The organism is Polyangium sp. y55x31 (genome assembly GCF_029946505.1).
Classification (GTDB): domain Bacteria; phylum Myxococcota_A; class Polyangia; order Polyangiales; family Polyangiaceae; genus Polyangium.
Genome location: NZ_JARZHG010000001.1, coordinates 602,080 through 627,183 on the forward strand (window position 1 = coordinate 602,080; position 25,104 = coordinate 627,183).

Annotated in this window: 22 protein-coding genes; 12 read left to right on the forward strand and 10 right to left on the reverse strand. The window is 69.3% G+C overall.

Annotated elements, in window-relative coordinates; genetic code table 11:
- Positions 1-7: 7 nt before the first annotated feature.
- Positions 8-1,111 carry a hypothetical protein gene (locus QHF84_RS01970; protein ID WP_281311418.1) on the reverse strand — a complete coding sequence of 368 codons (1,104 nt, stop codon included), beginning with the start codon at positions 1,109-1,111 and terminating at the stop codon, positions 8-10.
- 199 nt (positions 1,112-1,310) lie between these two features.
- Between QHF84_RS01970 and QHF84_RS01975 the strand changes: the two genes are divergently transcribed.
- The 5 genes from QHF84_RS01975 to QHF84_RS01995 all read left to right on the forward strand — a co-directional run bounded on the left by QHF84_RS01975 (position 1,311) and on the right by QHF84_RS01995 (position 8,687).
- On the forward strand, positions 1,311-2,231 hold the full coding sequence (locus QHF84_RS01975) for a hypothetical protein (protein ID WP_281311419.1): 921 nt from the start codon (positions 1,311-1,313) through the stop codon (positions 2,229-2,231).
- Positions 2,232-2,412: 181 nt separating this feature from the next.
- Complete coding sequence (locus QHF84_RS01980; protein WP_281311420.1) at positions 2,413-4,095, forward strand: serine/threonine-protein kinase; 1,683 nt, start codon at positions 2,413-2,415, stop codon at positions 4,093-4,095.
- A gap of 4 nt (positions 4,096-4,099) precedes the next feature.
- Positions 4,100-5,647: a kelch repeat-containing protein gene (locus QHF84_RS01985; RefSeq protein ID WP_281311421.1), complete on the forward strand. Its 1,548-nt coding sequence runs from the start codon at positions 4,100-4,102 to the stop codon at positions 5,645-5,647.
- 2 nt (positions 5,648-5,649) lie between these two features.
- Positions 5,650-6,624 (forward strand): PEGA domain-containing protein, encoded by a 975-nt coding sequence (locus QHF84_RS01990; RefSeq protein ID WP_281311422.1) that lies wholly within the window; start codon positions 5,650-5,652, stop codon positions 6,622-6,624.
- Between the two features lie 29 nt (positions 6,625-6,653).
- Entirely contained in the window at positions 6,654-8,687 is a 2,034-nt protein-coding gene (locus QHF84_RS01995) for a S9 family peptidase (RefSeq protein ID WP_281311423.1), read from the forward strand.
- 78 nt (positions 8,688-8,765) lie between these two features.
- Here the strand turns inward: QHF84_RS01995 and QHF84_RS02000 are convergent, their stop codons facing one another.
- The gene (locus QHF84_RS02000) at positions 8,766-9,320 is read right to left on the reverse strand and encodes a hypothetical protein (RefSeq protein WP_281311424.1); all 555 of its coding nucleotides are present in this window, start codon (positions 9,318-9,320) and stop codon (positions 8,766-8,768) included.
- Positions 9,321-9,470: 150 nt separating this feature from the next.
- Here QHF84_RS02000 and QHF84_RS02005 point away from each other — a divergent pair, with 150 nt between their 5' ends.
- Genes QHF84_RS02005 through QHF84_RS02020 form a run of 4 tightly spaced genes read left to right on the forward strand, consistent with a single transcriptional unit; the run spans position 9,471 to position 14,035 of the window.
- Positions 9,471-10,424: a hypothetical protein gene (locus QHF84_RS02005; RefSeq protein WP_281311425.1), complete on the forward strand. Its 954-nt coding sequence runs from the start codon at positions 9,471-9,473 to the stop codon at positions 10,422-10,424.
- 34 nt (positions 10,425-10,458) lie between these two features.
- Positions 10,459-11,694, forward strand: coding sequence for a CapA family protein (locus QHF84_RS02010; protein ID WP_281311426.1), 1,236 nt, complete (start codon positions 10,459-10,461; stop codon positions 11,692-11,694).
- A 26-nt stretch (positions 11,695-11,720) separates the two neighbouring features.
- Positions 11,721-12,842, forward strand: coding sequence for a hypothetical protein (locus tag QHF84_RS02015; protein WP_281311427.1), 1,122 nt, complete (start codon positions 11,721-11,723; stop codon positions 12,840-12,842).
- On the forward strand, positions 12,839-14,035 hold the full coding sequence (locus tag QHF84_RS02020) for an MYXO-CTERM sorting domain-containing protein (RefSeq protein ID WP_281311428.1): 1,197 nt from the start codon (positions 12,839-12,841) through the stop codon (positions 14,033-14,035). The genes QHF84_RS02015 and QHF84_RS02020 overlap by 4 nt, the downstream gene beginning before the upstream one ends.
- A 63-nt stretch (positions 14,036-14,098) precedes the next feature.
- On the opposite strand, the gene QHF84_RS02025 is transcribed toward QHF84_RS02020, so the two are convergent.
- From QHF84_RS02025 to QHF84_RS02035, 3 genes are all read right to left on the reverse strand, one after another.
- Entirely contained in the window at positions 14,099-15,223 is a 1,125-nt protein-coding gene (locus tag QHF84_RS02025; RefSeq protein ID WP_281311429.1) for a hypothetical protein, read from the reverse strand.
- 287 nt (positions 15,224-15,510) lie between these two features.
- A complete protein-coding gene (locus QHF84_RS02030; RefSeq protein ID WP_281311430.1) occupies positions 15,511-16,644 on the reverse strand; it encodes an STAS domain-containing protein in 1,134 nt (377 codons plus the stop codon).
- A 69-nt stretch (positions 16,645-16,713) separates the two neighbouring features.
- Positions 16,714-17,736: a hypothetical protein gene (locus QHF84_RS02035; protein WP_281311431.1), complete on the reverse strand. Its 1,023-nt coding sequence runs from the start codon at positions 17,734-17,736 to the stop codon at positions 16,714-16,716.
- A 97-nt stretch (positions 17,737-17,833) separates the two neighbouring features.
- On the opposite strand from QHF84_RS02035, the gene QHF84_RS02040 reads away from it, so the two are divergent.
- Positions 17,834-18,424 carry a hypothetical protein gene (locus tag QHF84_RS02040; RefSeq protein WP_281311432.1) on the forward strand — a complete coding sequence of 197 codons (591 nt, stop codon included), beginning with the start codon at positions 17,834-17,836 and terminating at the stop codon, positions 18,422-18,424.
- Here QHF84_RS02040 and QHF84_RS02045 read toward each other — a convergent pair.
- Complete coding sequence (locus QHF84_RS02045) at positions 18,421-19,380, reverse strand: hypothetical protein (protein WP_281311433.1); 960 nt, start codon at positions 19,378-19,380, stop codon at positions 18,421-18,423. The two genes, QHF84_RS02040 and QHF84_RS02045, sit on opposite strands and share 4 nt — an antisense overlap.
- A 310-nt stretch (positions 19,381-19,690) precedes the next feature.
- On the opposite strand from QHF84_RS02045, the gene QHF84_RS02050 reads away from it, so the two are divergent.
- Positions 19,691-20,476 (forward strand): prolipoprotein diacylglyceryl transferase family protein, encoded by a 786-nt coding sequence (locus QHF84_RS02050; protein WP_281311434.1) that lies wholly within the window; start codon positions 19,691-19,693, stop codon positions 20,474-20,476.
- 1 nt (position 20,477) lies between these two features.
- Here QHF84_RS02050 and QHF84_RS02055 read toward each other — a convergent pair whose 3' ends face one another.
- On the reverse strand, positions 20,478-21,608 hold the full coding sequence (locus tag QHF84_RS02055; protein ID WP_281311435.1) for an endonuclease/exonuclease/phosphatase family protein: 1,131 nt from the start codon (positions 21,606-21,608) through the stop codon (positions 20,478-20,480).
- Between the two features lie 79 nt (positions 21,609-21,687).
- Here QHF84_RS02055 and QHF84_RS02060 point away from each other — a divergent pair, with 79 nt between their 5' ends.
- Positions 21,688-22,905, forward strand: coding sequence for an ATP-grasp domain-containing protein (locus QHF84_RS02060; RefSeq protein ID WP_281311436.1), 1,218 nt, complete (start codon positions 21,688-21,690; stop codon positions 22,903-22,905).
- Positions 22,906-22,912: 7 nt separating this feature from the next.
- On the opposite strand, the gene QHF84_RS02065 is transcribed toward QHF84_RS02060, so the two are convergent.
- From QHF84_RS02065 to QHF84_RS02075, 3 genes are all read right to left on the reverse strand, one after another.
- Positions 22,913-23,077 (reverse strand): hypothetical protein, encoded by a 165-nt coding sequence (locus tag QHF84_RS02065; RefSeq protein ID WP_281311437.1) that lies wholly within the window; start codon positions 23,075-23,077, stop codon positions 22,913-22,915.
- A 311-nt stretch (positions 23,078-23,388) separates the two neighbouring features.
- Positions 23,389-23,712 (reverse strand): hypothetical protein, encoded by a 324-nt coding sequence (locus QHF84_RS02070; RefSeq protein ID WP_281311438.1) that lies wholly within the window; start codon positions 23,710-23,712, stop codon positions 23,389-23,391.
- A 164-nt stretch (positions 23,713-23,876) separates the two neighbouring features.
- Positions 23,877-24,815 carry a trypsin-like serine protease gene (locus QHF84_RS02075; protein WP_281311439.1) on the reverse strand — a complete coding sequence of 313 codons (939 nt, stop codon included), beginning with the start codon at positions 24,813-24,815 and terminating at the stop codon, positions 23,877-23,879.
- Positions 24,816-25,104: the final 289 nt, after the last annotated feature.

Genomic DNA, 25,104 nt, shown 5'->3' on the forward strand with positions numbered 1-25,104 from the left:
AGAATCGTCAGAAGAGCTGTTGGCAGCAAATCGTGGTGGGCTCGTACACGTTGACCGAGCCCGTGCCGATCGGCTGCGGGCAGGCGGCCTCGGGGATCGTCGGGGCCGGGTGCTGGATGCGCGCCCCGGTGCCCAGGCCGAACGTGGTGCATGCTTCGATATCGGGGCCGACCGAACCGCAATTGAGCCCCGACTTGGTGAACGCCCCTCCGAGATTGCAAGACAGCTCTTTCTGCAGGCAGGCGCAGTCAGGACACACGCGTCCCTCGGAGAATTTTTCGTACGCAACCTTCGCGATGGAATCCCAGCCCACCGGGCATTGACTCTCGCCGAGCTTGGTGATGCACGCGTAATCACCATACGTGCCCGGTGGCACGGTGACGCACGCGCCTCCCTCGGGGCAACTGGACGCCTGCTCGATCGAGCACAGGTGGACATTGCTCTCCCACAGGTTGGCGTTCTTCAATCCGCTCCCCGTGGCCGTGCACGCGCCCCCATTGGCGAGGATGACCTCCTCGGTCCCCGTCACCGCGCAGGACGAGGTCCCCAGGCCCAGGATCTGGCCGGGCATCGATGTATTCGGAATGCACCCTGTATCGAAGGTCTTGGGCTCCCCGCCGCTCCCGCTGCTCCCGCAGCTGTCACCGGCCCAGCACGAGAGCACGGCGCCGCTGCATACGGAGCCCACGGGGAGCTTGCATTCGCACGGCTTGCACTCGGCCGGAGACGGATCGGCATGCAAAATGAGGGGGCTCGTGCCGTCGGGGCATGCCCCCGCGTTCTCGTTCCACGCGGTCGGCCTGCCCCAATACGGCCCGGTCCAGCCGTCCTTGAAGGGCACGGCCGGCAGGCATTGGCTGCCCTCGGCGCACGCCTCGCCCCCTCCGGCGCCCCCGGGCCCCGATATTCCGCCGGATCCGCCCATCCCGCCCGGACCTACGGGACCCGGCATTCCGCCCGCGCCCGCGGTGCCGCCCGCGCCGCCGGTCGACGAGGTGGTATTCGCGGTGGGGGGCTGGTAATCCGTCAGTGCACACGACGCGATACCGATCGCCGAAAGCGCCCCCATCGTCGCCCCCACGAGCGCGCCGCGTTTCGTCCACCCGATCATCGTTCGTCCTCCTGCAAAATAAGAAAGCCGGCTCGCGCCCGGCCCGGGCGGAGTCCCGGCCACCATGTGCAGGCCGCCCGCCTTCGTGGAAACACGATATCCGAACACCGGACGCCCGTCATCAGGCCTCGCCCGAGCGAAGGCGACGATTCAATGCTGTTCAAACGCGCGATCTCTTGGTTTGATGCGCCGAGCCAACATGCACGACGCACCGCCGGCCGAGGTCCTCGTCGTCGCTGCCCCGAGCCAGCACGGCCGCGCCTCCCGCATCGCCGAGCGCCTCGAAGAGCGCGGCCTCCGCGCGAGGCGCTGGCCCGAGGAAGACGACAGCGCCGATCCCGCCCGCTCGTTCAGCCGCGCCGCGAAGACCGCCGCCGCGATCGTCCTGCTCGTCGATCGCACCTTCGCCGCCGGCAAGATCGGCGCCCCCGAGGAGCTCGTCCCCGCGCTCACCAAGGTGACCGACAAGCTCCTGATCGTCGCGGTCGATCGTCCCGCGCTCGCCCCGTTCGTCGACCTACGCGCCGACGTCCTGCCCATGCGCGGCGGCCTCGAAGAGCTCGACGAGGGTTCGGCGCAGGATGTCGAGCGCCACGTCGTGCACGAAATCCTCACCGAGGTGGACGCATCGCACGCGCCCGAGCGCACCGATGCCTTCGACGAGTACCGCCTGCTCTTCGACAGCACCGAGCGCCTCGTCGAGCGCAGGCGCGGCACCACGCAGACGTTCCTCACGGTGAACGCGGGCCTGTCGGCGGTCGTCGCGTTCCTGATCAAGGACCTCGCGCTCACGGGCAGCCGCCTGGCGTTCGTGACGATCCCGCTTTTCTTGATCGGCCTGCTCGCGTGCCGCCTGTGGAAGCGTACGATCCTGCAGTACGAGGCCCTCGTCGACTGGCGCTACCGCCAGCTCCGCCGCATGGAGCGACGGCGCTTCGTCGGCAGCTACCGCGTCTTCACCCGCGAGTGGGAGGGGCTCTACGCGCCGCGCGGCAAGACACGTTTCGGCTTCTCGGCGCTCGAGGCCACGGTGCCGGCCACGTTCCAGGCGCTCTACGCCCTCGGCCTCGTGTTCGCGCTCGCCTCCCTCGTCGGCCTGCTCGATCGACTGAAGTTTTGAGCGCCGAGGCCCTCCGGACCTGGACCTCGGCCGGGCGTCTCGGCCGAATTTCCGCGCGTTCCCGGGGCGTTCGGAGAACCCGTAAGAGACGGATCTCGGCGAGGGTTGTGGAGAGTCCGGCGGGAGCGGTATAGTTCGGCTGGATCCGCGTGCCCGGCTCGGGCGCACCTTTCGCTTCCTCATGCCGCCCTCGTCCCAAAACCCGCCCGCGTCTGCTCGACCGCCGAGCGAGGCCGCGATCACGGGCGCAGAGGAGAACCCCGCGCGCTCGGATGCGGAGGCGCGCGCCATCGCCGACACGCAGGACGCGCCCCGATCCGCCTCACCACGCTCCATCCCGCCGCGCTCCACGCCCGACGCCTCGCCCGCCACGACGTACCTCGCCGGCGACGTGATCGCCGGCAAGTACCGGCTCTCGAAGGTCCTCGGCGAAGGCGGCATGGGCGCCGTGTGGCTCGCGAAAAACCTCACGCTCGACATCGACGTCGCCGTCAAGCTGATCCGCCGCGACTTCGCCACGGCCGAGGCGTCGCAGCGCCTCTTGCAGGAAGCGCGGGCCGCCGCGCGCATCGGGCACCCCTCGATCGTGCGCGTGTTCGACTTCGGCACGACGGAGCAGAAGGACCCCTTCATCGTGATGGAGGTCCTGCACGGCGAGTCGCTCGGGCAGACGATCTCGCGCAGGCGCAGGCTCTCGCCCGCCGCCGCCGTGCGCACGCTCCTGCCCGTCGCGAGCGCGCTCGCGGCCGCGCACGCGAAGGGCATCGTCCACCGCGATCTGAAGCCCGACAACGTCCTGCTCGTGACCGACGATCGCGGCGCCGTCGTGCCCAAGATCGTCGACTTCGGCATCGCGAAGCTGCACCACGAAGAGGTCGTGCGCACGACGACGCAGGCCGGCGTGATCCTCGGCAGCCCGCACTACATGTCGCCGGAGCAGGCGTGTGGCCGCAGCGACGTCGATCATCGCACCGACATCTGGGCGTTCTGCGTGATGCTCTACGAGGTCACGACGGGCGTGAAGCCGTACGACGGCGGGAACTACAACGCGCTGCTCAGCGCGATCCTCCTCCGTGATCCGGATCCCTTGTCCGTGCACGAGATCGACGACGAGGAGCTCTGGGCGATCGTGCAACGAGGCCTGCTGAAAGAGGCCGACGATCGCTGGCAGTCGATGCGCGAGCTCGGCGCCGCGCTCGCGGCGTGGGCGCAGAGCCACGGCGTGGAGACCGACGCCGCGGGCAACTCGCTCCGCGCCCACTGGCTCGAACCCGAGGAGCATCGTCCGCTCTCCGATCGGCCGCCGATGTCCGCCGTGCAACCCTCGTCGCCGCGGCCGCGCATGATCTCCGAGCGCGAGCTCGCCCCGCCGCCCCTGCCGGCCGAAGACGTAACCGATCCCGCGGCGCAGAACGGCGACGCCGACGCCGAGACGAGCGGCCCGATTCGCCCGCCGTCGAGCGTCCCCTCGCCGACCACGAGCACACGCCCGCCCGAGCGACGCTCGGCCGCGCTCTGGATCGGGCCCATCGCGCTCGCCGTGGGCGCGGCCTCGGCGGGCGCGTGGATCTACATGCACGGCGACGAGTCCACGCAGGGCGCGGCGAGCGCGCGCGCGCCTTCCGCCCTCACCGCGCCGCTCTCGAGCGAAGCCGCGGCGAAGCCCGCGACCGTGCCTTCGGCGTCTTCGCCGGACGCGCTGCCCTCCGCGGTGCCGCCGCCGAGCGCCGCGCCCGCTGCGAGCGCGAGCAGCGACGCGCCGTCGCGACCCACCACATCCGGCACGAACGCGCCGAACGTCTCGAAGCACCCCGGCGGCAACAAGGGCCCGAACATGCCCGTCCCCACGGAACCCAACTTCTGAGCTCATGAACGCTCGCGGCACGCCGCTCACGCTCCTCCTTCCCCTGCTGCTCGCGCCCGTCGCGTGCTCGCTGCTCGCGGAGTCGGAGCTCACGGGCAAACCTCTCGAGAACGCCGGCGGAAGCGCGGGCACGGGCGCAGGCGGGACCGGGAACGACGGAGGCGGGGGCGGAGGCGCCCCGCCGTGCAGCGGGCTGTGCAGCGCGAGCGAGGCGTGTTGCGACGATGCGTGCGTCGATCCCGCGACGAGCGTCGAGCACTGCGGAGGCTGCGGGCAGGCGTGCGCGCCCGGCGAGCGCTGTTGCGGCGACGCGGGCTGCGCCGCGTGTTGCGAGACCGCGGACTGCCCCGCGGATCACCAGTGCATCGGGAACGCGTGTGTCCTCCAGTGCGGCGGGCAGACGGAGGCGTGCGGCGACGTCTGCGCGCTCCTCGACTCGAACGCGCAGCACTGCGGCGCGTGCTTCAAGGACTGCCTCGCGGGGCACGCGTGCGTGGGCGGCGCCTGCCAGCCCGGCTGGGCGCAGATGAGCACCGCGAACGCGCCCGCGCCGCGGCAACGCGCGGCCGCCGCGTGGGCGGGCACGAAGCTCTTCGTCTGGGGTGGCCAGAACGCGCAGGGCGCGCTCGGCGACGGCGCGCTCTACGATCCGAAGACCGACACGTGGACGGCCATCACCAGCACGGACGCGCCCGAGGCGCGCGTCGACGCGGTCGCGGTGTGGACCGGCGATCGTGTCCTCGTGTGGGGCGGCGGCCCTGCGAACGGCTCCACCGCGCTGAACACCGGCAAGCTCTACGATCCCGCGACCGACACGTGGAGCGCCGTCGCGATCGCGCCCATCGGCCGGCGCGCTCCGGTCGCGTTCTACACGGGCAGCCGCGTGCTCATCTGGGCCGGCAGCAGCGGCGGCTCGCCCATCGCGGGCGGCGCGCTCTACGACCCGGCGATGAACAAGTGGAGCTCGATGAGCACCGCGAGCGCGCCGAACGCCCGGACGAACACCGGCTGGGTCTGGTCCGGCACGGAGATGCTCCTCTTCGGCGGCCGCCCGCTCGGCTCCGGCGCGTCGAGCGAGGGTTTCGGCTACGATCCCGTGATGAACAAGTGGCGCGGCCTTTCCACGCAGAACGCGCCCAACGCGCGGTATGATGCGTTCACCGTGTGGATGAACGGCACGATGCTCGTGTACGGCGGGCGTGACGTGGCCGGCGCCGCCTTCGATGACGCCGCGATTTACGACCCGATGAGCGACGTGTGGAGCTCCACGACCTCGAGCACGAAGCGCTCCGCGCCGATGGGCCGGACCGGCGTCACGGGGTACGTCGGCACGCGCGCCGTCCTCGCGGGTGGGCTCGACACCGCGCAAAAGATCACGACCGACGGCGCCACCTACGACGTCACGAACGCGCAGTGGAGCGCGATCCCGGCCTGGCCCTCGATGGCCGATCACGAGAACGGCGTCGCCGTGTGGAGCGGCGAGGAGATCATCCTCTGGAGCGGGCTCGACAACGGCACCTTGATCTCCGCGGGGGAGCGCTACCGTCCTTGACCGTGATCCCGAGGCGTCTCGTCTCCTCCCTCGTCCTCGCCGCGACGCTCCTCTGCCAGGGGCTCGCGCACGCGCAGAGCCCTGCGGACGTCGCCCTCGCGCGCGACCTCTTCCGCGAGGGCGCCAAGCTCGGGCAGGACGGGCGCTGGGCCGAGGCGCGCGAGCGATACATGCGCTCGCTCGCGCTCAAGCGCGCGCCGCTCACCCTCTACAGCCTCGGCGTCGCGAACCGCGAGATCGGCCGCCTCGTCGACGCGCTCGAGAGCTTCCGCGCCTTCCTCGTCGAGGCGGATCTGCAAAACGCGGCCAACAAGCCGTACGAACAGCCCGCGCGTGACGCCATCGCCGCCCTCGAAAAACGCGTCGGCCGGCTCGACATCCGCATCGCCCCCGCGTCGCCGCCTGGGCTCAACGTGCGCGTCGACGGCGCCGACGTCCCGCAGGCGGCGCTCGGCTTGCCGCGCATCGTCGATCCGGGCGAGCACACCATCGTCGTGCGCGCCCAGGGCTATCGCGAGGCCACGACCAAGGCCAAGGTCGGCGAAGGCGAACAGACCGCGGTCACCGTCACGCTCGTGCGCATCGGCCCGAAGGGACCCGGCCCTGGCCCCGTGAAACCGCCCGGCGGAGGCATCCCGCCCGTCGTGCCCGAGCGCCCCGTCGTGCCCATCTTCCTCCTCGCGGGCGGCGCCGTCGCCTTCGCCTCGGGGCTCACCGTCGGATTGATTGGTGTTCAAAAGGCTTCCGACGCCCCCGTGCAAGACGGCCCCGAGGCCGCGCAGGCGCGCAGGCTCGCGCTCGCGGGTGACATCGTCGGCAGCGTCGGCATCCTCGCCGCGGGCGCTGGGGTCGCGATGCTGCTCCTCGGCAAGCCGGAGGACCCGCCTGCCGAGTCCTCCGAGCCCTCCGAGTCCTCCGGCGTCTCGGTCCAGCCGTTCGTCACGCCGACCGGGTTCGGCCTCGTCGGCCGTTTCTGATCGCGCCGCGTCTGGTAGCATCGCGCTTCATGCGCCTTTCGCGTCTCGCCCTCCTCCTCGCCACGGGCCTCGCTTCCTGCGCCTCGCCCGAGCCGCCGAAGCCCGTCCCGGTCCCCCCGGCCGCCCTCGTCCCTCCCACGTTCGAGCCGCCGCCTGCGGCGCCCGAGGCTCCCGTCGAGGCTCTTCCTTCGTCGGGCATCACGCTCGAACAACTCCTCGACGTGCACCGCTCGACCGGCGCGCGCGCGCTCGGCCGCGAAAAATTCCTGTTCCTCTCGGATGCCCCGGGCACGATGCAGATCTTCGCGGCTTCGCTCGGCGTGTCCCCCACGGCCGAGCCGCAGGCGCCGGTGCAGCTCACCAAGTTCCCGGATCGCGTCTCGGGCCTGCGCATCGCGCCCGGCGGCGCGGGCGCCGTGTTCCTCAAGGACAAGGGCGGCGACGAGAACGATCAGATCCACTGGCTCGATCTCGCGGCCGGCGACAAGCCCGAGGCCACGCAGGCGCTCACGGACGCGCCCAAGGTCAAGCACACGCTCCCCGTCTTCGACGACGCCGGCAAGCGCTTCGCGTTCACCTCGAATGCGCGCAACGGCAAGGACATGGACCTCTACGTCGAGGCGCTGCCCGCGAAGAAGGACACGTTCGGCAAGAAGCCCGTCGCCGAGCTCTCGGGCAGCCACGCCGTGGCCGATTTCCGCGGCGATCGCGTGGTCGTCATCGAGGCCCGCTCCGGCTTCGATCAAGACCTCTGGATCGTGGACGCGAAGACCGCGTCGAAAAAACTCCTCACGAAGCACAAGGGCGACGAGCGCTGGCTCTCGCCGCGCTTCACGCGGGATGGCAAGTCGCTCCTCGTGCTCACCGATCGCGGCCGCGAGTTCCTCGCGCTCGTCGCGCTCGACGTCGCCACGGGCAAGATCACGCCAATCTTCGAGGTCGACCACGACGTGCAGGACCTCGCCGTCCCCGCGTATGCGAGCGCCAAGGCCGCGGCGGGGCAGCCCGAGGACACGGTCGCGCTCACGGTCAACGTCGACGGCGTGGAGGAGGTGCACGTCGTCACGCTCGACGCGAAGCGGAAGGTGGTCTCGATGAAGAAGACCGACCTCGGCGGCGTGGTGAACAGCCTCGACCTCGATCCGGCCGGCGACGCGGCGTTCATCGGCATGGAGCGCCCGAACCTGCCGACCGAGGTCTTCCGCGTCGACGTCGCGACCGGCGCGGCGACGCGCGCGACGAAGAGCCATCACGCGGGCATCGACACGTCGAAGCTCGTCCCGGCGGAGCTCGTCACGATGAAGACCTACGACGGCCGCACGATCTCGTTTTTTTATTACCAGACGCCCCCCAAGGCCGGCGAGAAGCGGCCCGTCGTGATCTCCGTGCACGGCGGCCCCGAGGGCCAGGCGCAGCCGAATTTCAGCCCGCTCGTGCAATGGCTCGCGCTCGCCGGGTATGCGGTGGCGACGCCGAACGTCCGCGGCTCGACGGGGTATGGCAAGTCGTTCGCCCACCTCGACGACAAGGAGAAGCGCGAGGACTCCGTCCGTGATCTCTCCGAGGTCGGCAAATTCATCGCGGCGCGCCCCGACGTCGATCCCGCGCGGATCGCGCTCCTCGGCGGCAGCTACGGCGGCTACATGGTCCTCGCCGGGCTCACGCTTTACCCCGATCAATGGGCGGCCGGCGTCGACATCGTGGGCATCGCCAATTTCCGCACCTTCCTCGAGCAGACCGCGCCTTATCGCCGGGCCCTGCGCGAGGCCGAATACGGCTCGCTGGCGAAGGACGGCGCGTTCCTCGACCGCGTGAGCCCCATCCACAAGGTCGACCGCATCAAGGCCCCGCTCATGGTCGTGCACGGCACCCGCGATCCCCGCGTCCCCATCGGCGAGGCGCGCCAGATCGCCGAGGCCGTGAAGAAGCGCGGCTTGCCCGTCGAGCTCTTGACCTTCGAGGACGAGGGGCACGGCATTGCCAAGCGCAAAAACCGCCTCGTCGCGTTCCCCGCGATGATCGATTTCCTGGACAAACACGTCAAGGCGAAGGCCAGCCCCTGACGAAATGGAGAAACGCGGCGCCCGCGGCCGAGAAGGCCACGTGCGCCGCGTGTTCATTCCCGCCTCACGACCATCCGCTCAGGGCAAGAATCGGGAGATAAAACTCCACTTCGTCGACTGCCCCGACTTCATCGCGAGCATCGCCGTGATGCCGATGACGCCCGCCGTGCACGCCAGGTTGATCGGGCCCATCACGTCCAGAAAGCGCATGAGGCCCTTCGCCTTCTCGGGCGTCCGGGCCGACGGCTCGTTCCCCGATTGCACGGGCACGGCGCCTTCCGGGGCCTGCTTGCCGAGCTCCTGACCGCTCAGGATGTTCGCCGCGCCCGTGAGGACGGCGGCGCCGAGCAGGATGTCTTTCGCGAGGACGAGCCCGCGCGTCTCCTCGTCGATCGACCGCCCCGAGATCGCCGCGCGGCCGATGAACCAGGTCAGCGCTGCGATGCCCAGGCTCGCCGCGGTCACCACGTTGTAGCTGTTCCATGCATCGTGGAGGACCTGTCCTCGCTCCTCCTCGGAGTCGATGTCCTGGACCGCGCGGTGCAACGCGAGCTTGCCGAACAGCGGGCCACCGAAGCCGGCGGCGAGGCCGAGATCATGCAGCACCCAGGCGGACGTCGAGAGCACGGCCATGGTCATTCTCCCTTCCTGACGAAAGCATCGGCCCCGGGGGACCGTCTTGCTCACCTTTGCGACCTGTGCACGAGCGATGCCGTGGCCCCTCGCGCCCGCTCGCGCGCCCATCGTTGAAATCCCTTGCCCGACGCCTGTACAACGAACCTCGTGAGCCGGATCGATCCCTCCCAGAAGACGCTCGTCGAGCAGCTCCGGGCCCTCGCCGGCGTCTCCGCCGACACGAACGAGTTCGTCATCGTCAAGGAAGAGGGCCGGACCATCCACGTCCGCTTCAGCCCGGGATCGACGGACTCGCTCGACGTCAAGACGGCCATCTCGGAGCAGGGATCCACGCCGCGCTTCGTGCAGGCGGGGTATCGCAATGGCCGCCGCGAGGGGCCGCTCCTCGTCCCGCGCCCCATGAACCTCGTGCTCCGCAAGGAGACCGCGGCGAATCGACAGGGCAAGGCGGACGGCGTGGATCACGAGATCCAGACCGGCGATCCCGCCTTCGACGAAGCGGTCTTCATTGATACGTTGATCAACGATGATCTCGTCCGCGCCGTCCTCGCCTCGCCCGACGCGCGCGCCGCGATCCTCTCGCTCCTCGGCGACAATTGCTCCTCGATCCGCATCGACGACACGACCGCCGGCGCCATCTCGCTCGACCTCGTCGAGTTCACCCAGCCTGCGCCCGATCAAGAGCGCGGCGCGCGTATCGTCGACGCGCTCGCTCGCCTCGCCGCGTCCTTGCCTCCCATCCGGGCGAGCGGCGAGCCCCCGCCGGTCGATACCCAATCCGCGGCGGCCACGACCGGCTGCGTCGCCTGCTTCGTCGGCCTCATCGTGACCCCCATGGCCATGTACGGCCTCGCGCCGAGCGGCTGCGTCGAATCGGACGGCGAAGGATCGAGCCTCGTGTGCAGCGCGGGCCCGCAATGTTGCGACCCTCTCTGGACGGGGTTTTTCGCGGGCATCTTTCTGAGCCTGCCGGTTCTCGTTTTCCTCCAGCGAATCGTGCGCGGGAAGCCGAACTCCTCGACGAGCCGGTTCGTCTTGCAATGCGCCACCCTGGTCGCGTTCGCGGAGCTCGGGATCATCGTCTCGCGCCTATGGCGCTAGGCGCGGCGACGCGCTACCCGGAGGAATCCTCCGCATGGCTCCGCCTCGTGTCGCAGCTCCCCTCGCCCTCGCGCTCGTCGTGGCCGCGTCCGCGTGTGGGAATGATCGCGAAGGCGCCACGAATCTCGCGCCCGCCCCGGCGCCGTCGGCGACCACGCCCGAGCTTGCGGATGCCGGGGCCGAGGAAACGAGGGACGCCGCGCCGGATGCGGCGCCGAAAACCCCCGCATTCGTCACCGTCTTCGCCGCGGGGGACGTGAGCTTTGGCCGCCTCGTCGGCCAGATCCTCCTGCGCGAGCCGGATCGCGCCTTGTTTGCCCCGATGGAACCCCTCCTCCGCGCGGCCGACGTGCGGTTCGTCAACCTGGAGGGGCCCATCAGCGATCAAGGAAACGAGACCGTCTCGCCCGAAAACAACCTCGTCTTCAATGGCCCCCCCGCCTCGGCCGACGTCCTCGCGCGGGCCGGGATCGACGTCGTCTCCACGGCGAACAACCACGCCTGGGATTATGGCAAATCGGCCATGCTGGAGACCCTCGATCACCTCGACCGTGTCTCCGTCCTCCACGCGGGCACGGGCGCGACCCTCGAAAAGGCCTTCGAGCCCGCCATCGTCACGCGCCGCGGATTCCGCCTCGCTTTCCTCGCGGTCACCGACGTCTGGAACCAAGGCGTCCTCTCCAAACACCCGGGCCGCGCCCACGTCGCCTCTGCCGATCGCGAAGCCCTCGTCCGCGCCGTGCGGGCGCTGCGTGAACGCAACGACATCGACGTGATCCTCGTCAGTCATCACGGCGGCGAGGAGTACCGCGAAGACCCGCTCCCCGGCACGCGCGCCCTCGCCGAGGCCGTGATCGACGCGGGCGCCGATGCTTTCCTCGGCCACCACCCGCACGTCGTGCAGGGCGTCTCGTTCCACGCCGGAAAGCCCATCGTCTACAGCCTCGGCAACCTGCTCATGCGCATGCACAGCGGCCACCCGTGGACCGAGATGGGCCTCGCCGTCAAACTCGAGCTCGAAAAGGGCGCCCCTCCCCGCCTCTTCGCGTGTCCGTTCCGCATTCACGGCATCGAGCCGATCCCCCTCGCCCAGGATCCCCGACGCAAGGCCTACGAATCTCATTTTTTCGGTCGATTCCAGGCCTTGTCGCGCCGCGTCGGAAACACGACCCTCGGCCCCGTCGGCGAGGACGGATGCGCGCCCGTCGTCCCGCCTTCCGGCGCAGAAAAGCCGAGATCCACGGATTCCATCGCACCGAACTTTCCGTAGTGCCGGCCGGGCATTACCCTTCCTACATGTTCACGCGAAAGCTCCTCCTCGGCCTCGGCGCTTCGTGCGTCGCGGTCGCACTCGCATTCGCCGCCGTCGGACCCGAGGGCGCAAAGGACGCCCACGCCGCCGCGCCGCCCGAGGTCCGTGGACCTCGCGTGGCCGTCCTGGCCACGTTCCCGGGCGCCGAGCACACCTCGCTTTATCTCGTCCAGGCCGGCGGTGGCGCGGATCCCGCCCCCGTCGCCACGTTCGCCCACCTGCCCGACGCCGCCGTGCGCGCCGCCGTCGTCCCGGGCACGCCGTACGTGCTCGCCACGGCCGATACCACGCCCTCGCGCGACGCCTCCTTTAATGCCTCCCTCTTCCGCCTGCGGCCCCACGCGCCGCCCGAGGCGCTCGTCGATCGGGTCGTCCACGCGAGCCGCCCCCTCGTCACCCCCGCGGGCCGGATTTTCGTCTCCCGCGGCCGCGCCGGCACCGAAATGGAGGGCCGATTGCGCGTCGATCCGCTCACCGTCGACGAGGTCGACCTCTCGACCGGAAAAACCCGCGCCGTCCACGCCGAGCACGGCCATCTCCTTTTCCTCGCGGGCGCGGCGGGCAAGGAGATCGTCCTTTATCGAGTCCTCTCCGATCACGCCGACGTCGTCGCCGTCGAGCCCGACACCGGCGCCGTGCGTCCCGTCGTGAAAAACCTCCCGCCCTTCGCCCGCGATTTTTCCATCGACGCGAGCGGAAACAAGCTCGTCTTCCAGGGCCGCCACGAGACCGACAGCCACACCTGGGTCGTCGACGAGATCGACCTCGCCTCGGGCCACGCGCGCCGCCTCTTTTCGAGCCCGAGCATGACCCTCGCGCCGGCCGTCCTCCCGAGCGGCGGCATTCTTTACAATCCCCCGGGCCGCGGCCTCTCCACCCTCGACGCCGAGGCGCGTGTCGCCGGGCCCCTCGGCCCCGGCGTCGACCTCGTCGCCGCCGCGACCGCCGATTCCCGCTGGATCGCCGCATTGCACACCCAGCCGAGCACGCTCGGCGTGCCTTTCCTCGTCGACACGAAGACCGGCGTCGCCTCGGTCCTGCCCGCGCCGCGCGGGAGCCGCGTGGCGATTGCAGGGTTTTACCCCGAGAACGGAGGTGCTCTTTGAGCCCCAAGCGCCCCCTCGCCGCCGCCGCCTCGCTCGCGCTCCTCGCCGCGAGTGGCCGCGCCGCCGCTTATTGCCCTTCGTATACCGCTTCGAGCCCCGCGAACGATCACGGCTGCGCCATCGAGGCCGTGGCCGGGACGAACCCGACGAACGACGAATGGAACGTCATCTTCGATCTCGTCTCCCAGGGCCCCGCGGCCTGGGGCGATAACGGCCCCTCCGTCACCGACATCGGCCAGGGCTGCGGCAAACCCGAGCCATACCAATCCGTCCCGGCGCGGTTTCCTTGTGAATTGCTGAAGGCCCTCACGAAGGTCGAGTCCGGCTGGCGCCAGTTCTGCGTCCCCACCCTGCCCGCGGATCAGGTCGGCGGCGAATCGAGGACCATCATCTCCTTCGATTGCGGCTACGGCATCGGCCAGGTCACGAGCGGCATGCACGTCGGGGAGAACCCGGATTTCGACCGTGAGCGCGTCGCCTCGGATCCGTTCTACAATCTCGCCACGAGCACCCGCATCCTCGCGGCGAAATGGAAGGCGACGAACTGCGTCGGCGACAACCAGCCCAAGATCGTCGAGCACTGGTACACGGCCACGTGGGCCTACAATGGCTTGGCTTACGTGAACAATCCGAACAACCCGAACTACGACCCGAACCGAGGCGTCTGGAAGCCGTCCGTGGGCGGCGCCGCGCCGTACCAGGAGAAGGTCTACGGGTTCATGGAATTCAATAGTCAGTGGGAGACGATCGAGCCGGCCTATCCGAACCCCGGCGACATCGGCGGAGGCACGAGCCCGCCCGATCTGCCCGACCCCGAATGCGCGTCCCCCACCGATTGCGAGAACAAACGCCCGACCCACGTCACCGCATGCACGGGAGCCGTCGGCGGAAGCGGCGGCGCGGGTGGCAGCGGCGGCGCGGGCGGCGGCGAAAGCGGCGGCGCGGGCGGCACCGGCGGTGCAGGCGGCAGCGGCGGCGTGAGCGGAAGCGGAAGCGGCGGCGGAAACGCCGGCGGGAGCGGCCCCGGCGGCGGCGCGGGCGCCGCGGACGACGGCAATGGTGCCGTCCACGGCGTCGTCACCTGTCAATGCCGCGCGGCGGGCACGAACGAGCGGATTCCCGGGTGGCTCGGCCTCGCCGCGCTCGCTTTCGTGGCGAGCCTCGGCGCGCGCCGCCGCCGCCGCCGCGTTTGACCACGGACGATCCGGGCCGGGGATCCCTTCCCCGGCCCTCGCGCCGAAGCCTCTCCTACCGCATCATTCGCAGACGAGCGTCTTCATCTCCTGCACGCGGAACGGGAGCTGGTCTTGCAGGATGAAATTCGAGACACGCGTCTCCGGGCCGGTGCGGCTCCTCGACATGTGCAGGAAGGTCGTGTTCGTCTCGCCCGCGTGGCAACCATTGCACGTCGCAGTCGAGAACGCCTTCCGTACGTTCTCGGCCGTGCTCGGGATCTCCCAGGTGAAGGTGCTCGTCGGCACGCGGGCCGATCCGCCGTTGAATGGCTGCCCCTTGAACCGCGCGCCCACCTTGTGGGTTCCCTCCAGGATCTTGCGCTCGTTTTGACGCACGAAATCCGCGAGGAGCGGCGTATTGTTGTGGACGAGATCCGGCGTGAGGCCCACGCTCGCCGGCAGGAGATTGCCGCGCGCGTCGATCTCGAATTGCCGTAGCTCCCACAGCGGCGTGTCGTCGCCGAAGGTCAGGGCGATCTCGTTCGTGCGGAGCTGGTTGAGCACGCTCCCCGCCGGCATCCCTTGCCACGACTGCGCGGTCACGAATTTCTCGGTCAGCGCCTCGAGCCTCGCGTTGTAGTCCGGCCCGAACGGCAGCGCGCCGAGCGCGTGGAATTCGCGCGCCCAGCTCTCCGCCGTCTGCCCTCGGTTCGACGGCAGCTTGTATTCGAAGATCATGGTGAACGGCAGGGCGCGCCCGTCGGCCCCGTGCACGTTGTACACCATGCGTCCCTCACCGACGCCCGCGCCGGCATTCAGCTTCTTGCGCAGATCGAGCCGATACACGATCCCGAGCAAGGACATCGGCGCCTTGTCGAGCTCGTACGTCTTGCCGTCCGCGCTCTTCGCCCGCCACGGCGCGAGCACGAGGGTTTCCATCCGCGGACGCGCCTTGATCGTCAGCCCGTCGACGGTCTGGTCCTTCAGCCACGATTCCAGGAATGCTTTGAGGAACTCCTGCTCGTCGTGGCCTTTCGCCATTTCCCGGACCACGTACCCGAACGACCATTTCCCGTATCCGGAAGCACGTGCGTCCTGGATCACCGAGAGATCCGTGATGAAAAGCTCCTTCGCGGAATCGACCGCGCAATCGGTCAGGGCCTCCTCGTTTTCCCCGATGGACTCCGCCTCTCTGGGTGTGGACACCGGCTCCTCGCCGCAGCCCGACGCCAGTACGAGCGCAAGTGCAACCGTAATCGAACCACGCATGTTTCGTTTCATGACTGCCCCCGCCCCCTCCGCGGAGGAGCGCCCGGCTTGATCGCGGACGGTCTGTCCCGAACGCGCCCTCCGCAGGGTCTGTTGGCCATTCAGCGCGCTCGCTTGTCGAGGACCGCGCCGAAAACGTGCTCCCTACGGAACAGCCACCAATATCATGCAGTCATGGTGAGTCGACCAGTCCCCCTCCCGCGCGCCGCGCCCGGAGGACATTTTCATGTCCGCGCGCGCCGCGCGACCTCGATTCCGTCGCGGAGGCTTCGAAGCAAGAGGATCCCGTCCAGATCCACGTTCGCGTGGACCAACGTCCGCGCGAGCTTCGACGTGATGCCCGTGGCGATGGGGCGCGCCCCGAGCAGACGAATCGCGCGTCCGAGGCGCGCCACCTGCTCGGCCGTCTCCATCGTGAGCGCGTCTGCTCCGGTCAGATCCAGGATCACGTGCTCCGCGCCGCGCGCCGAGACCACGTCGAGGATTCGACCTTCGATCTCCGCCGCGCGCGCCGAATCGAGCACGCCAATGATCGGCAGCGCAATCGTGTGGGGTGAAACCTCCAGCACGGGCGCCGAGAGCGCCAGGATCTCCAGCTTCTGCTGCTCCACGATCGCGAGCGTCCCCCGGAGCTGCTCAGCGAGCTGCCCTTCCTCGGCCGCGCGCCGCTCCGCCCCGCGCCGCGCCGTCTCGTCGGTGTGGTGCACGAGAATCACCGTCTTGCCCGTCGCCGGATCCGGCAACGTGCGCGCCTCGACCGCGTGCCAGCGCTCGCCCGCTTCCGTGTGCACGGCCGTCTCCAGCGAAAACACCTCGCCCGTCCGCGTCGCCGACAAGAGCGCCTCCGGAACCACGTCGTCCGGAAAGCGCTCACGAAATGGCGCGGAGGCCCCGAATGCGCGTTGCGCCGCCGGGTTTTGCAGGACAATCTCCCCCGCCATGTCGAGGAGCGTCACCATCACCGACGTGTGCCGCAGCGCCTCGATGCTCCGCACGAGATCCGGGCTCGGCGCATTCTCCTTCACGAACGCCTGGATGAGCACGCCCGTCCGACCGTCGTCGAGCGGCACGCCCGTCATGAAGAGCTTCAGCGTCACGGGCTCGCCCTTCGGATAAAGCGTCCATTCCTCTTCCGCCGTCCGCCCCACGCGGAATCCGTCGATGTACCCGCGCATCCGCGCTCGCGTCGACTCCGACATATCGGAGTAATCACGCGCGTAGAGCTCCTCCGGGGTGCCCGCGCGCCAGAGCTCGAGGGCGGGCTTGTTCGCCCAACGCTGGCGAAAAAAGTCGAGGTCGAACACCCAGGTCGGGACGGGGGAGGATTCGAGGGCAGCGAGCCGTTCGTGAAGCTTCATGGGTCGGGCGTCGACGGCGACGCGGCACGTCGCGAGGGGTCCTCGTTTAGGACGGAACCAGCGCGGCGTCTACCCCGCCCGAGGCCCCTCGCCCAGGCCCGGCTCGCGTTGTTCCACGGGCAATCCCGCAATCTCGCGAAGTGCGAGCGGAAAGAAGCTCTCGTTATCCATCGCACCCGGCGCGCTGCCCGGGTAGCGGCGCTCGATCGAGCGCTTTCCGCGCATCGGATCGATCCTTCGGATCACGACCGTGCCGCCTTTCACCTGGATCTGATCGACCTCGATCGCAGCCCACGTCTCGACGCGTTCGCCGTCGAAAAGCTCAATGAATCCGCGACCAATGCGCGCCCGCCGCGAAACGTCCCGTGCGTCCCGCCCGATCTCGATCGCGCCAAGTGATTCCACATCCTCCCGCGCCTTCCGGAGCAGCCACTCGTTCCAGGCGCGCTCGGCGGCCACGGCGAACAGATATTCCTGGTGCTCAGGCCGCGCCCCGGCCGCGGGCCTCTCGCCCTCGTAAAAGCCATGGATCCGGAAGGCAGCGCCAACACCCCGACGCCCCATCCAGCGCAGATCGAATTCGACGCGGTTCGTCTCGCCCTTTTTGCGGGTGCGCACGACCTTCACCAGCGCGCGGGCGTCCTCGAAACGGAGCACCACGCGCGGCAGCGGATCCCCCCACGTATACCGCGCGAGCCCGTCCTTGCCCACGTACGTGCACGACGCGACCGGGCCATTCACCTCCCACGCGATCGGCGCCGCGAACCACGCCCCCACCGCAGCCGCGACGAGCGAGAGCGCCGCTGCGAGCGCCTCCGTGACCGGCGAACCGAACCCGAGCTGCCGGAGCAGCCATACCAGCATCCCGATGGGCACGAGCGAGACCACGCCAAGCCCCACCGCGCTGCCCCCCACGAGCACGGCCGTCCGCAGGACCCGCAGCGAGAGCGTGACCGGCTGCTCCCCGGCCTGCACGGTGCTTCCAACCGAACGAACGTCCCCGATCTCCGGCGGAGGCAGGGCGAACACCCGCATCCCGTCGACCAGACGATCCCCCGCGTGTGACGTCGCCAGAGGCGCGATCCGTGTCATGCCGTCCGCGTCGAGGATATCCCCCCCGGCCGCGACCCGCGAGCCCGACGTTTTCGGTCTTTGCGTCGCCGAGCCTCCCGGATTACGCTCTCTCCGCGTGTCGGGACCCCAGAGATCCTTCGGCGCGGATCGCATCGGCGCGTGGGCGTACGCGAATGGCTTCACGTGGAACCCCTTCCCCGGGGAAAGCTGGTTCCGCCAGTGGGAGCCGCACGACAACATCGCGCCCCCGGGCCAGTTTCGCCACGCCGTCACGCGCCAGACGCCGCACGGCCCGTACGTGCTCGTGGAGCCCTGGTACGCCGTGGACTTCGACACCGAGCCGCTCGAGCGAACCATCTTCGCCTACGCGGCACACCCGAACCTCATGCGCCGCGCAGCCATGCGGGTCGGCGAGCACTTCGTGACGCGTGTCGCCTACCTCGAGAGCGCGCCGCCGCCGAAGGTCCAGCTCGGCGACAAGCTCTGGGATGAGCACGTCACGACCTTCGCCGCCTCGCCCGCCGAGGCCGCCGCCGCGTTCCCCCCGCGCCTGCGCTCGATGCTCGCGAGCTGGGGTTTTCAGGGTCACCTGGAGATGCGCCCCGGCGGCCTCGTGCTCTTCATGGCGGGCCTGCGCCCCGTCGCCGAGCATTACCAGCGCTTGCTCGGCGCGGCGCGCGAGGTGCTGCACGCGGCCCTGGGCTAAAAAATAAAGGGCACGTCGACCTGCACGATCTTGTACTCGAGTCCGCCGCCCGAAAATCCGGTCGGCAGATCGAGCCCCATCGTCAAGGAGACCGCAGGGCGCAGCCACATCTTGTCGTTCAGCTTGAAGTGCCCGCGGGGCCCGAAGCCGAGCGTCCAGTTGTCGACCCGCGTGGGATCCGTGCCCTTCTTGATCGTGTCGTTCGCGACCCAGAGCTGGTAGCGGAGCTCGGTGCCGATCGAGAGCTGCGGAATCACGAACCACCCGAAATGCAGGCCCGCCGTGAGGTTTGTCCGGGTCGCGTCCTTGTCGAGCGCAGCGCCACGCACGCGGATGAGCTCGAGGAGCGTCACCTCGGCCTGCAACGTGATCCCGTTCGCGATGTAGCCGATGCCCGCGCCGATGATCGGGGTCATGTAGTTGATCTGGAAGAGCGCATTGTCCATCGAGGCACGCGCATAAATGCCGTCGAGGTTCGCCGTACGAGTCGCCATGTCGGGCTTGTCGCCGCCGCCCGTGCCCACGGGGATCGTGGTGGCGGCGAACAAGCCCACCTTCCACGACTCGCCGAGCGGAATCGAGTAGAGCGCGCCGATCGCGGGGTTGATGAACGACGTGCCCGTCGTGCCCTCGGGCCCCTTCGTCTCGCTGTGGATCATGCCGAGCCGCACGATCGCCGCGAGGTTCGGCAGGATCTTGTAACTCCCGAGCAGGAGCAGCGGGATCGTGTCCTTCGTCTTCGAGAACGCGAACGTCGCGTCGAGACGAACCACGTTCCCCGCGGTCACCGGCCGGAGCATGAAGGGCAGCGAGTACGGCGCCGGGGTCTTTTTCGCGGGCTCCGGCGCGGCGGGCGCGGCAGGCGGCGCCTCCGCCGGGGTGGCGTTTTCCGCGCGCGCCGGAAGGGCCGATACGAGGCCGCCGAACGCGAGTCCTACCGCAACGAAACGTGACACTCTACGACGAACCCCAATTCCGTTTTTCACGAACCTACCCTCTCCTCTCCGATCCCAACGTATCCGAGACCAAGGGAAAGGTGCGAAAAATCCGAGGCGCGTTCGTGCGCGGCTTGGCGTGCCAGACCACGACGGGCGTGGTGCGGAAATCAGTTCACGCCGACACGCGCGGGCCGCGCGCCTGCCACCCCTGCTGCGCGGGCAAACCATAACGGATCGTCACGCCCTGCATCGTGTCGACGAAGATGCGCCCGTCGAGCGGGCCGTCCACCTCGCCGGTCCACTCCGTTCCCTGCTAGCTTGGCCGGACATGAGCCCCTGGATCGCCTCGATCCACGCGCACCAGGTCCCCATCTGGTTGCTCCTCCAGATCACGGCCCTCTGCGCCATGCTGACCTGGTTCTTCCGGCGCACCCGCGGTGAGCCGAGCGGCTTGCGCCTCGCCCTCGTCCTCGCCCTCCCGGGCGCTGCCTTGGGCGCGCTGGGGCTCGGGATCGTGCTGCGTTTGCCGGCGTTCGTCGCGTCGGGCTTCGAGCCGCGGCGGCTCTTTGGCATGGGCGTCATGGCCTACGGCGCGCTCGGGGGGCTCGTGGGCACGTATGCCGCTGTCGTTCGTATTCGCGGCGGCGCGGTCGCCTCGGCGCTCGATCGGCTCGCGCCTGCGCTCGGCTTGCTCGTTTTGTTCGGGCGGACCGGATGCCTCTTCGCGGGTTGTGATTTCGGCCGGGTCAGCGGCATGCCCTGGGCGATGCGGTATCCACGGGGGACGGCCGCGTTCCTGGAGCACGTCGAACAGAAGCTCATCCCCGCATCGGCGGAGTACACCCTGCCCGTGCACCCGGCGCAGGCGTACGAGGCGGCGCTGGGCTTGCTCATGGCCGGCGTCGGCCTCGTCGTCGAACGAAAAAAACTTCGTCCGGGCACCGTCTTCGCGAGTGTCGCTGGGACCTATGCGGCAGGACGGTTCCTGACCGATCTCTTCCGCGGCGATTCACGACCCATGCTCGGGCCGCTCTCGATGCCGCAATGGCTCTCGATCACGGTCCTCGCTTGCGTCGTCTTGTGGGCGACGGGCGCGCCCCGCGGCGAGCGCTGACCTATCCCACGTCCCAGCGATACGCGCCGACGATCCCTGCGTGATCACTCACCCGCGGATGCAGCCCGTCCTCGGGCCCTGCGCCGTCGAACACCCGGACGAACGCGTCGATCCGCGCTGCGCGCCGGCCTGCCGAGGCCCGGAGCATCTGATAATCGATCCGGCTCGTCAGCGTCTTCTCCCCGAACGTGGGCCACACGTTCCGCGTGGCCATTCCCACGTCGGTATACCCTCGCTCCACGAACTGCGCGACCTGCCGCTCCTCGGGGCTTGCATTGAGGTCCCCCACGATGAGCGTCGCCGCGTGATCCCCCGCCGGCAAACGGGCGACGTCGGCGAGCAGCCGCGCGACCTGCGCCCCGCCGTCCGATCCCCACGACACGTGCGTCGTTCCCACCCGGATCTTTGTGTTTTTTATTGTCGTCCGGGCGATCAGCGCGATGCGGGCGAGTGGGCCTTCGCTGAGCTGCAAGACCGTCGCGTCCTCGATCGGCCCCGACGACAGGATCGACAGCCCCTCGTGATACACGTCGAACCCGATGTGGGCCTCTCTCCACACGTGCTCCCAGCGCCGCCGCGTGAACCGCTCCAGGTGCTCTTGCAAGAGCCGCCCCGCGTTCGGCTCGGTCGGGTTCGACACGTGCTCGCCGACCTCCTGCAAGAGCAGCACGTCGAGCCCCATCGCCGCCACGCCGAACGCGATCCGCTCGAGCTTCGGGATCGAATCGTTCACGACCACGCCGTCCCGCATCCCCCGCTCCTGGTAGGTGTGCAGGTTCAGCGAGAGCACGCGGATCGCCGAGGGATCGCCGAGATCCCGCCCTCCCACGACGAACGCCGAGTTCCGGCCCCCGAGCCCGTCGTCCACGTCGAGCGGGTTTGCCGGGTCCGCGATCCACCGACCATCAACGACGAGCTTGTAGGCGTGCACGCCGCGGGACAGCGGCCGCGTCGTCAGCGTCCAAAGATCCGTGCCTTCACGCTTCACGAGCGGGATCGGGTCCTTGCCCCAGCCGGTGAAGTCGCCGGCCAAAAGCACGCTCGATGCGCGTTCGTCGCGGTGGGCGAAGGTCACCGAGCCGTCGGGGGCCACGCTACAGCCGGGAGAAGGGACCACGTCGGGGCGGGTCATCGCCATCCTCGGTTATGCTTGCGCGATCGGGGTGTCAAAAGGATTTCCGGGGCGGCCGCTCGCCTGTAGTCTGCCGGCCATGCGCAACGTGGTCTTCGTCCTGCCGTTCGTCACGGAGGGCGCCCTCAGGTTCGTCTCCGGGACCGCGAACGTGCCCGGCGTTCGCCTCGGCATCCTCGCCCAGGATCCCGCGGACAAGCTCCCGCCTTCGATCCGCGACCAGATCTCGGGCCACTGGCAGGTGCAAAACGCCTTCGATCCGCGCCAGATCGCCGAAGGCGTCCAGGGGATCGCCGAACAGATGGGGCCCATCGACCGCCTCATCGGCTCGCTCGAGCCGCTCCAGGAGCCCCTCGCCGAGGTCCGCGCCGCGCTCGGTCTGCCGGGCATGTCGCCCGAGGTCGCGCGGAACTTCCGCGACAAGGCCGTGATGAAGACCATCTTCGAGAGCAAAGGCGTCCCCTGCGCGCGCCACCGTCTCGCCCATCGCCGCGAAGAGGCCCTCGACTTCATCGCCGAGGTCGGCCTCCCGGTCGTCGTGAAACCCCCGGCCGGGGCGTGCTCGGTGGACACGTTCCGCCTGGAGACGCAGGGCGATCTCGATGCGTACCTCGCGCGAATGGCCGCCGAGGGCGGCCCCGTCCTGTTCGAGGAGTTCTTGCGGGGCGAGGAGCATTCGCTCGACGCGGTGACCGTGGGCGGCCGTATGGTCTGGTATTCGATCTCGAAGTACTGGCCGTCGCCGCTCACGGTGATGGAAAACCCGTGGATGCAATGGTGCGTCCTCTCCCCGCGGCACGTGGACGTGCCGGCGTACGAGCGCATCCGGGAGACGGGCGAAAACGCGGTGCGCGCGCTCGGGCTCACGACGGGCCTGACGCACATGGAATGGTTCCAGCGGCCCGACGGCAGCGTGGCGGTCTCGGAGATCGGCGCGCGCCCGCCCGGCGCGCATTTCATGACGCTGCTGTCGCACGCGCACGACGTGGATTTCCACCATGCCTGGGCGAAGCTCATGGTGGACGACACGTTCGAGGTGCCGGAACGGAAATACGCGGTGGGCGCGGCGTATCTGCGGGGCGCGGGGACGGGCCGGGTGAAGGCGGTGCACGGGATCGCCGAGGCGAATGCGGAGATCGGCTCGCTCGTGGTCGAGGCGCGCCTGCCCACGCCGGGGCAGCAGCAGGGCAATGCCTACGACGGCGTGGGATTCGTGATGCTGCGGCACGAGGACACGGAGCTCGTCGCGCGGGCGCTCAAGCGGGCGGTGGAGATTTTGCGGGTCGAGCTGGAGTGAGGGGCCCTCACGGCGCGCCTCCGAGGAGGGTCGGCGCCGGAGCCTCGTCCTCTGCGCTTCCGGGAGCTGCGGGAGCGCCGCTCCCGGGCCGCCCCCGGGAGAGGAGAACGCCCGCGCTGATCAGGCACAACACCACCACCATGACCGCGATGATCTCGAGGACCTTCTTCATTCTCCTCCTCTGCGATATCGCACCGCGACACCGCAGCCTCCTCGCCGAGACGGGGGATTGAACCTCGACGAAAACGCGCGCACCGAGCCCTTGCGCGGCGGAGCGATCCGCCTCTGCGGCTCGAATGCGCAGCCCGTCGTCGAGCGCGGCGTAGATTGCCCACTCGAAGCCCTCTCGTCCAGAGGAAACACCCCGCATTGCGGACATTGATTGTCCGACCTCCGCGGCGGCGAGCGCGACGTGCGCCATGTGCGGGCGCTGGGAGGAGCGCGCTTGGAGGGGCCAGCGCGGAGCGCGCCGAGGCCAGGCGCTCAGAACGCGTTGCGGACGTCCAGCAGGAAGCGCCGCGCCGTCTCGTAGGTCCCTTCGGGCCCGGCGACGGTGAACGTCACGACATCATTGCTGGACAAGCACATCACCAGGCCGATGTAGCTGCCCTTGGTGGCCGATATGCTGTAGTCCCCTTTCAACACGTCGTCGGTGAAGCCTGCGTTGCGCAACGCGTTCCCGGCGCGCGAGAGGCACTGCGACATCTCGAGGAACGAACCCGACCAGACCCCCACGATCGTGGGGGCCTGCGCATGGGCCGGCTGCGTGAAAGCAACCATCGGCGCGAGCAAAAACAGCACAGACACGACCGTCTTCCGCAGTGTGTTCATGATCCCCCCCTTCCCTGCGCCCACCTCGAACCATGCGTGGGAGCAAGCTCTTCATGGTGCACCACGTGGCGTGGGTAAAGTGCGCGATGCCATTTTTGCGGGATGCTCGGCATCGGCGGACCTCCGCCGTGAAGGAGCGTTCAGAGCCCGGCGCCCGGATCGTTCGGGACCACGAGGACCCGGTCGTTCTGCGGGATGACGGAGTCGATGAAGCTCGCCACGTATCCCGTGATGACGGCGTTCGTCCTCACGGTCTGTCCGCCGGCCTTGGTGATCGAGCTCGTGATGGCGAGCAGGGTGCTCGCGTTCCGCGCGCCGGTGTTGAAGTAGCACGGTCCACCCGAGTCCCCGCTCGTCATGGTCTGGCCGGCCGCATTCGGGGGGATCGCCTGGTAATACCCTCCCTCGTAGTAGGTGTCGGCCGTGCTCCACACGCCGTGGCTCGGCAGAAGTCCGCTCGCGCTGCCGCCGGATCCATCGCAGACGATGCTTCCGGGCGCGATGGCGAACGTGGGGTAATAGCTGGTAATCGTGTACCCGGAGCTCGTCGCGTTGACGGGGATCGGCATACCCGCCGGTGACTTCCAGCAATCGTTCGGCGCATACGAGCAGTCGTCGCTGTACAGGTTGAGGGGCGTTTCGAGCCGGAGCAAGGCCACGTCGGGGACGCCGAGGGGCGGCGCGCTCGACGAGGCGGCGTAAGGCGCGAAGGCCGGATGCGGGACGATCTGCACGATGTCACCTGCGTACGGCGCGAAGGCGTACGGGTACAGGCTGCCATTCTCGTCGTACACGCAATGCGCGGCCGTGAGCAGCCACTTCGTCGTCAGCGCGACGGCGGAGCAGCCGCTCTCCTGCGTGCCGGGGCCATGATCGAAGATCACCGAGAAAGAGGACTTCTTCGCAAACCCGGACGAACCATTCACGATCGCCTGCTCGGCGACGTCGACCGGCTCGTCGAGCATGTCGCTTTCGTCGGCGCTCGCCGCGACGCAGCCTGAAACGGCGAAGGCGCCGGCGAGGGTGGCGAGCATCGAAAGGGTCTTCATCGTGAGGCTCTTGGGATGGTGCGTGTGCATGGGGATCGTTCCTCCATCGAGGGTCGTCGTTCGGCGGAGCGAGGCGCCACGTGCGCCGCTCTCCGCGACCTTCGAGGGGGCAGTTGCGCGCCCCCGGATGTGTGAACGATTTTTTTCGGGGCCGGGTTCGCAGGCCGCCGCCGCAACCGCTTCCGCTGCCAGCGGATCGTCCCTCGCTGACGCGCCCGGTGCCTCAACTCTACGGAAGGGCCAAGGAGATCCCTGGCCGTCCGCCATTCACGCCGCTCGATCTGCCATCGCCGCACGTCGTATCCTCGGTTTGACTTTC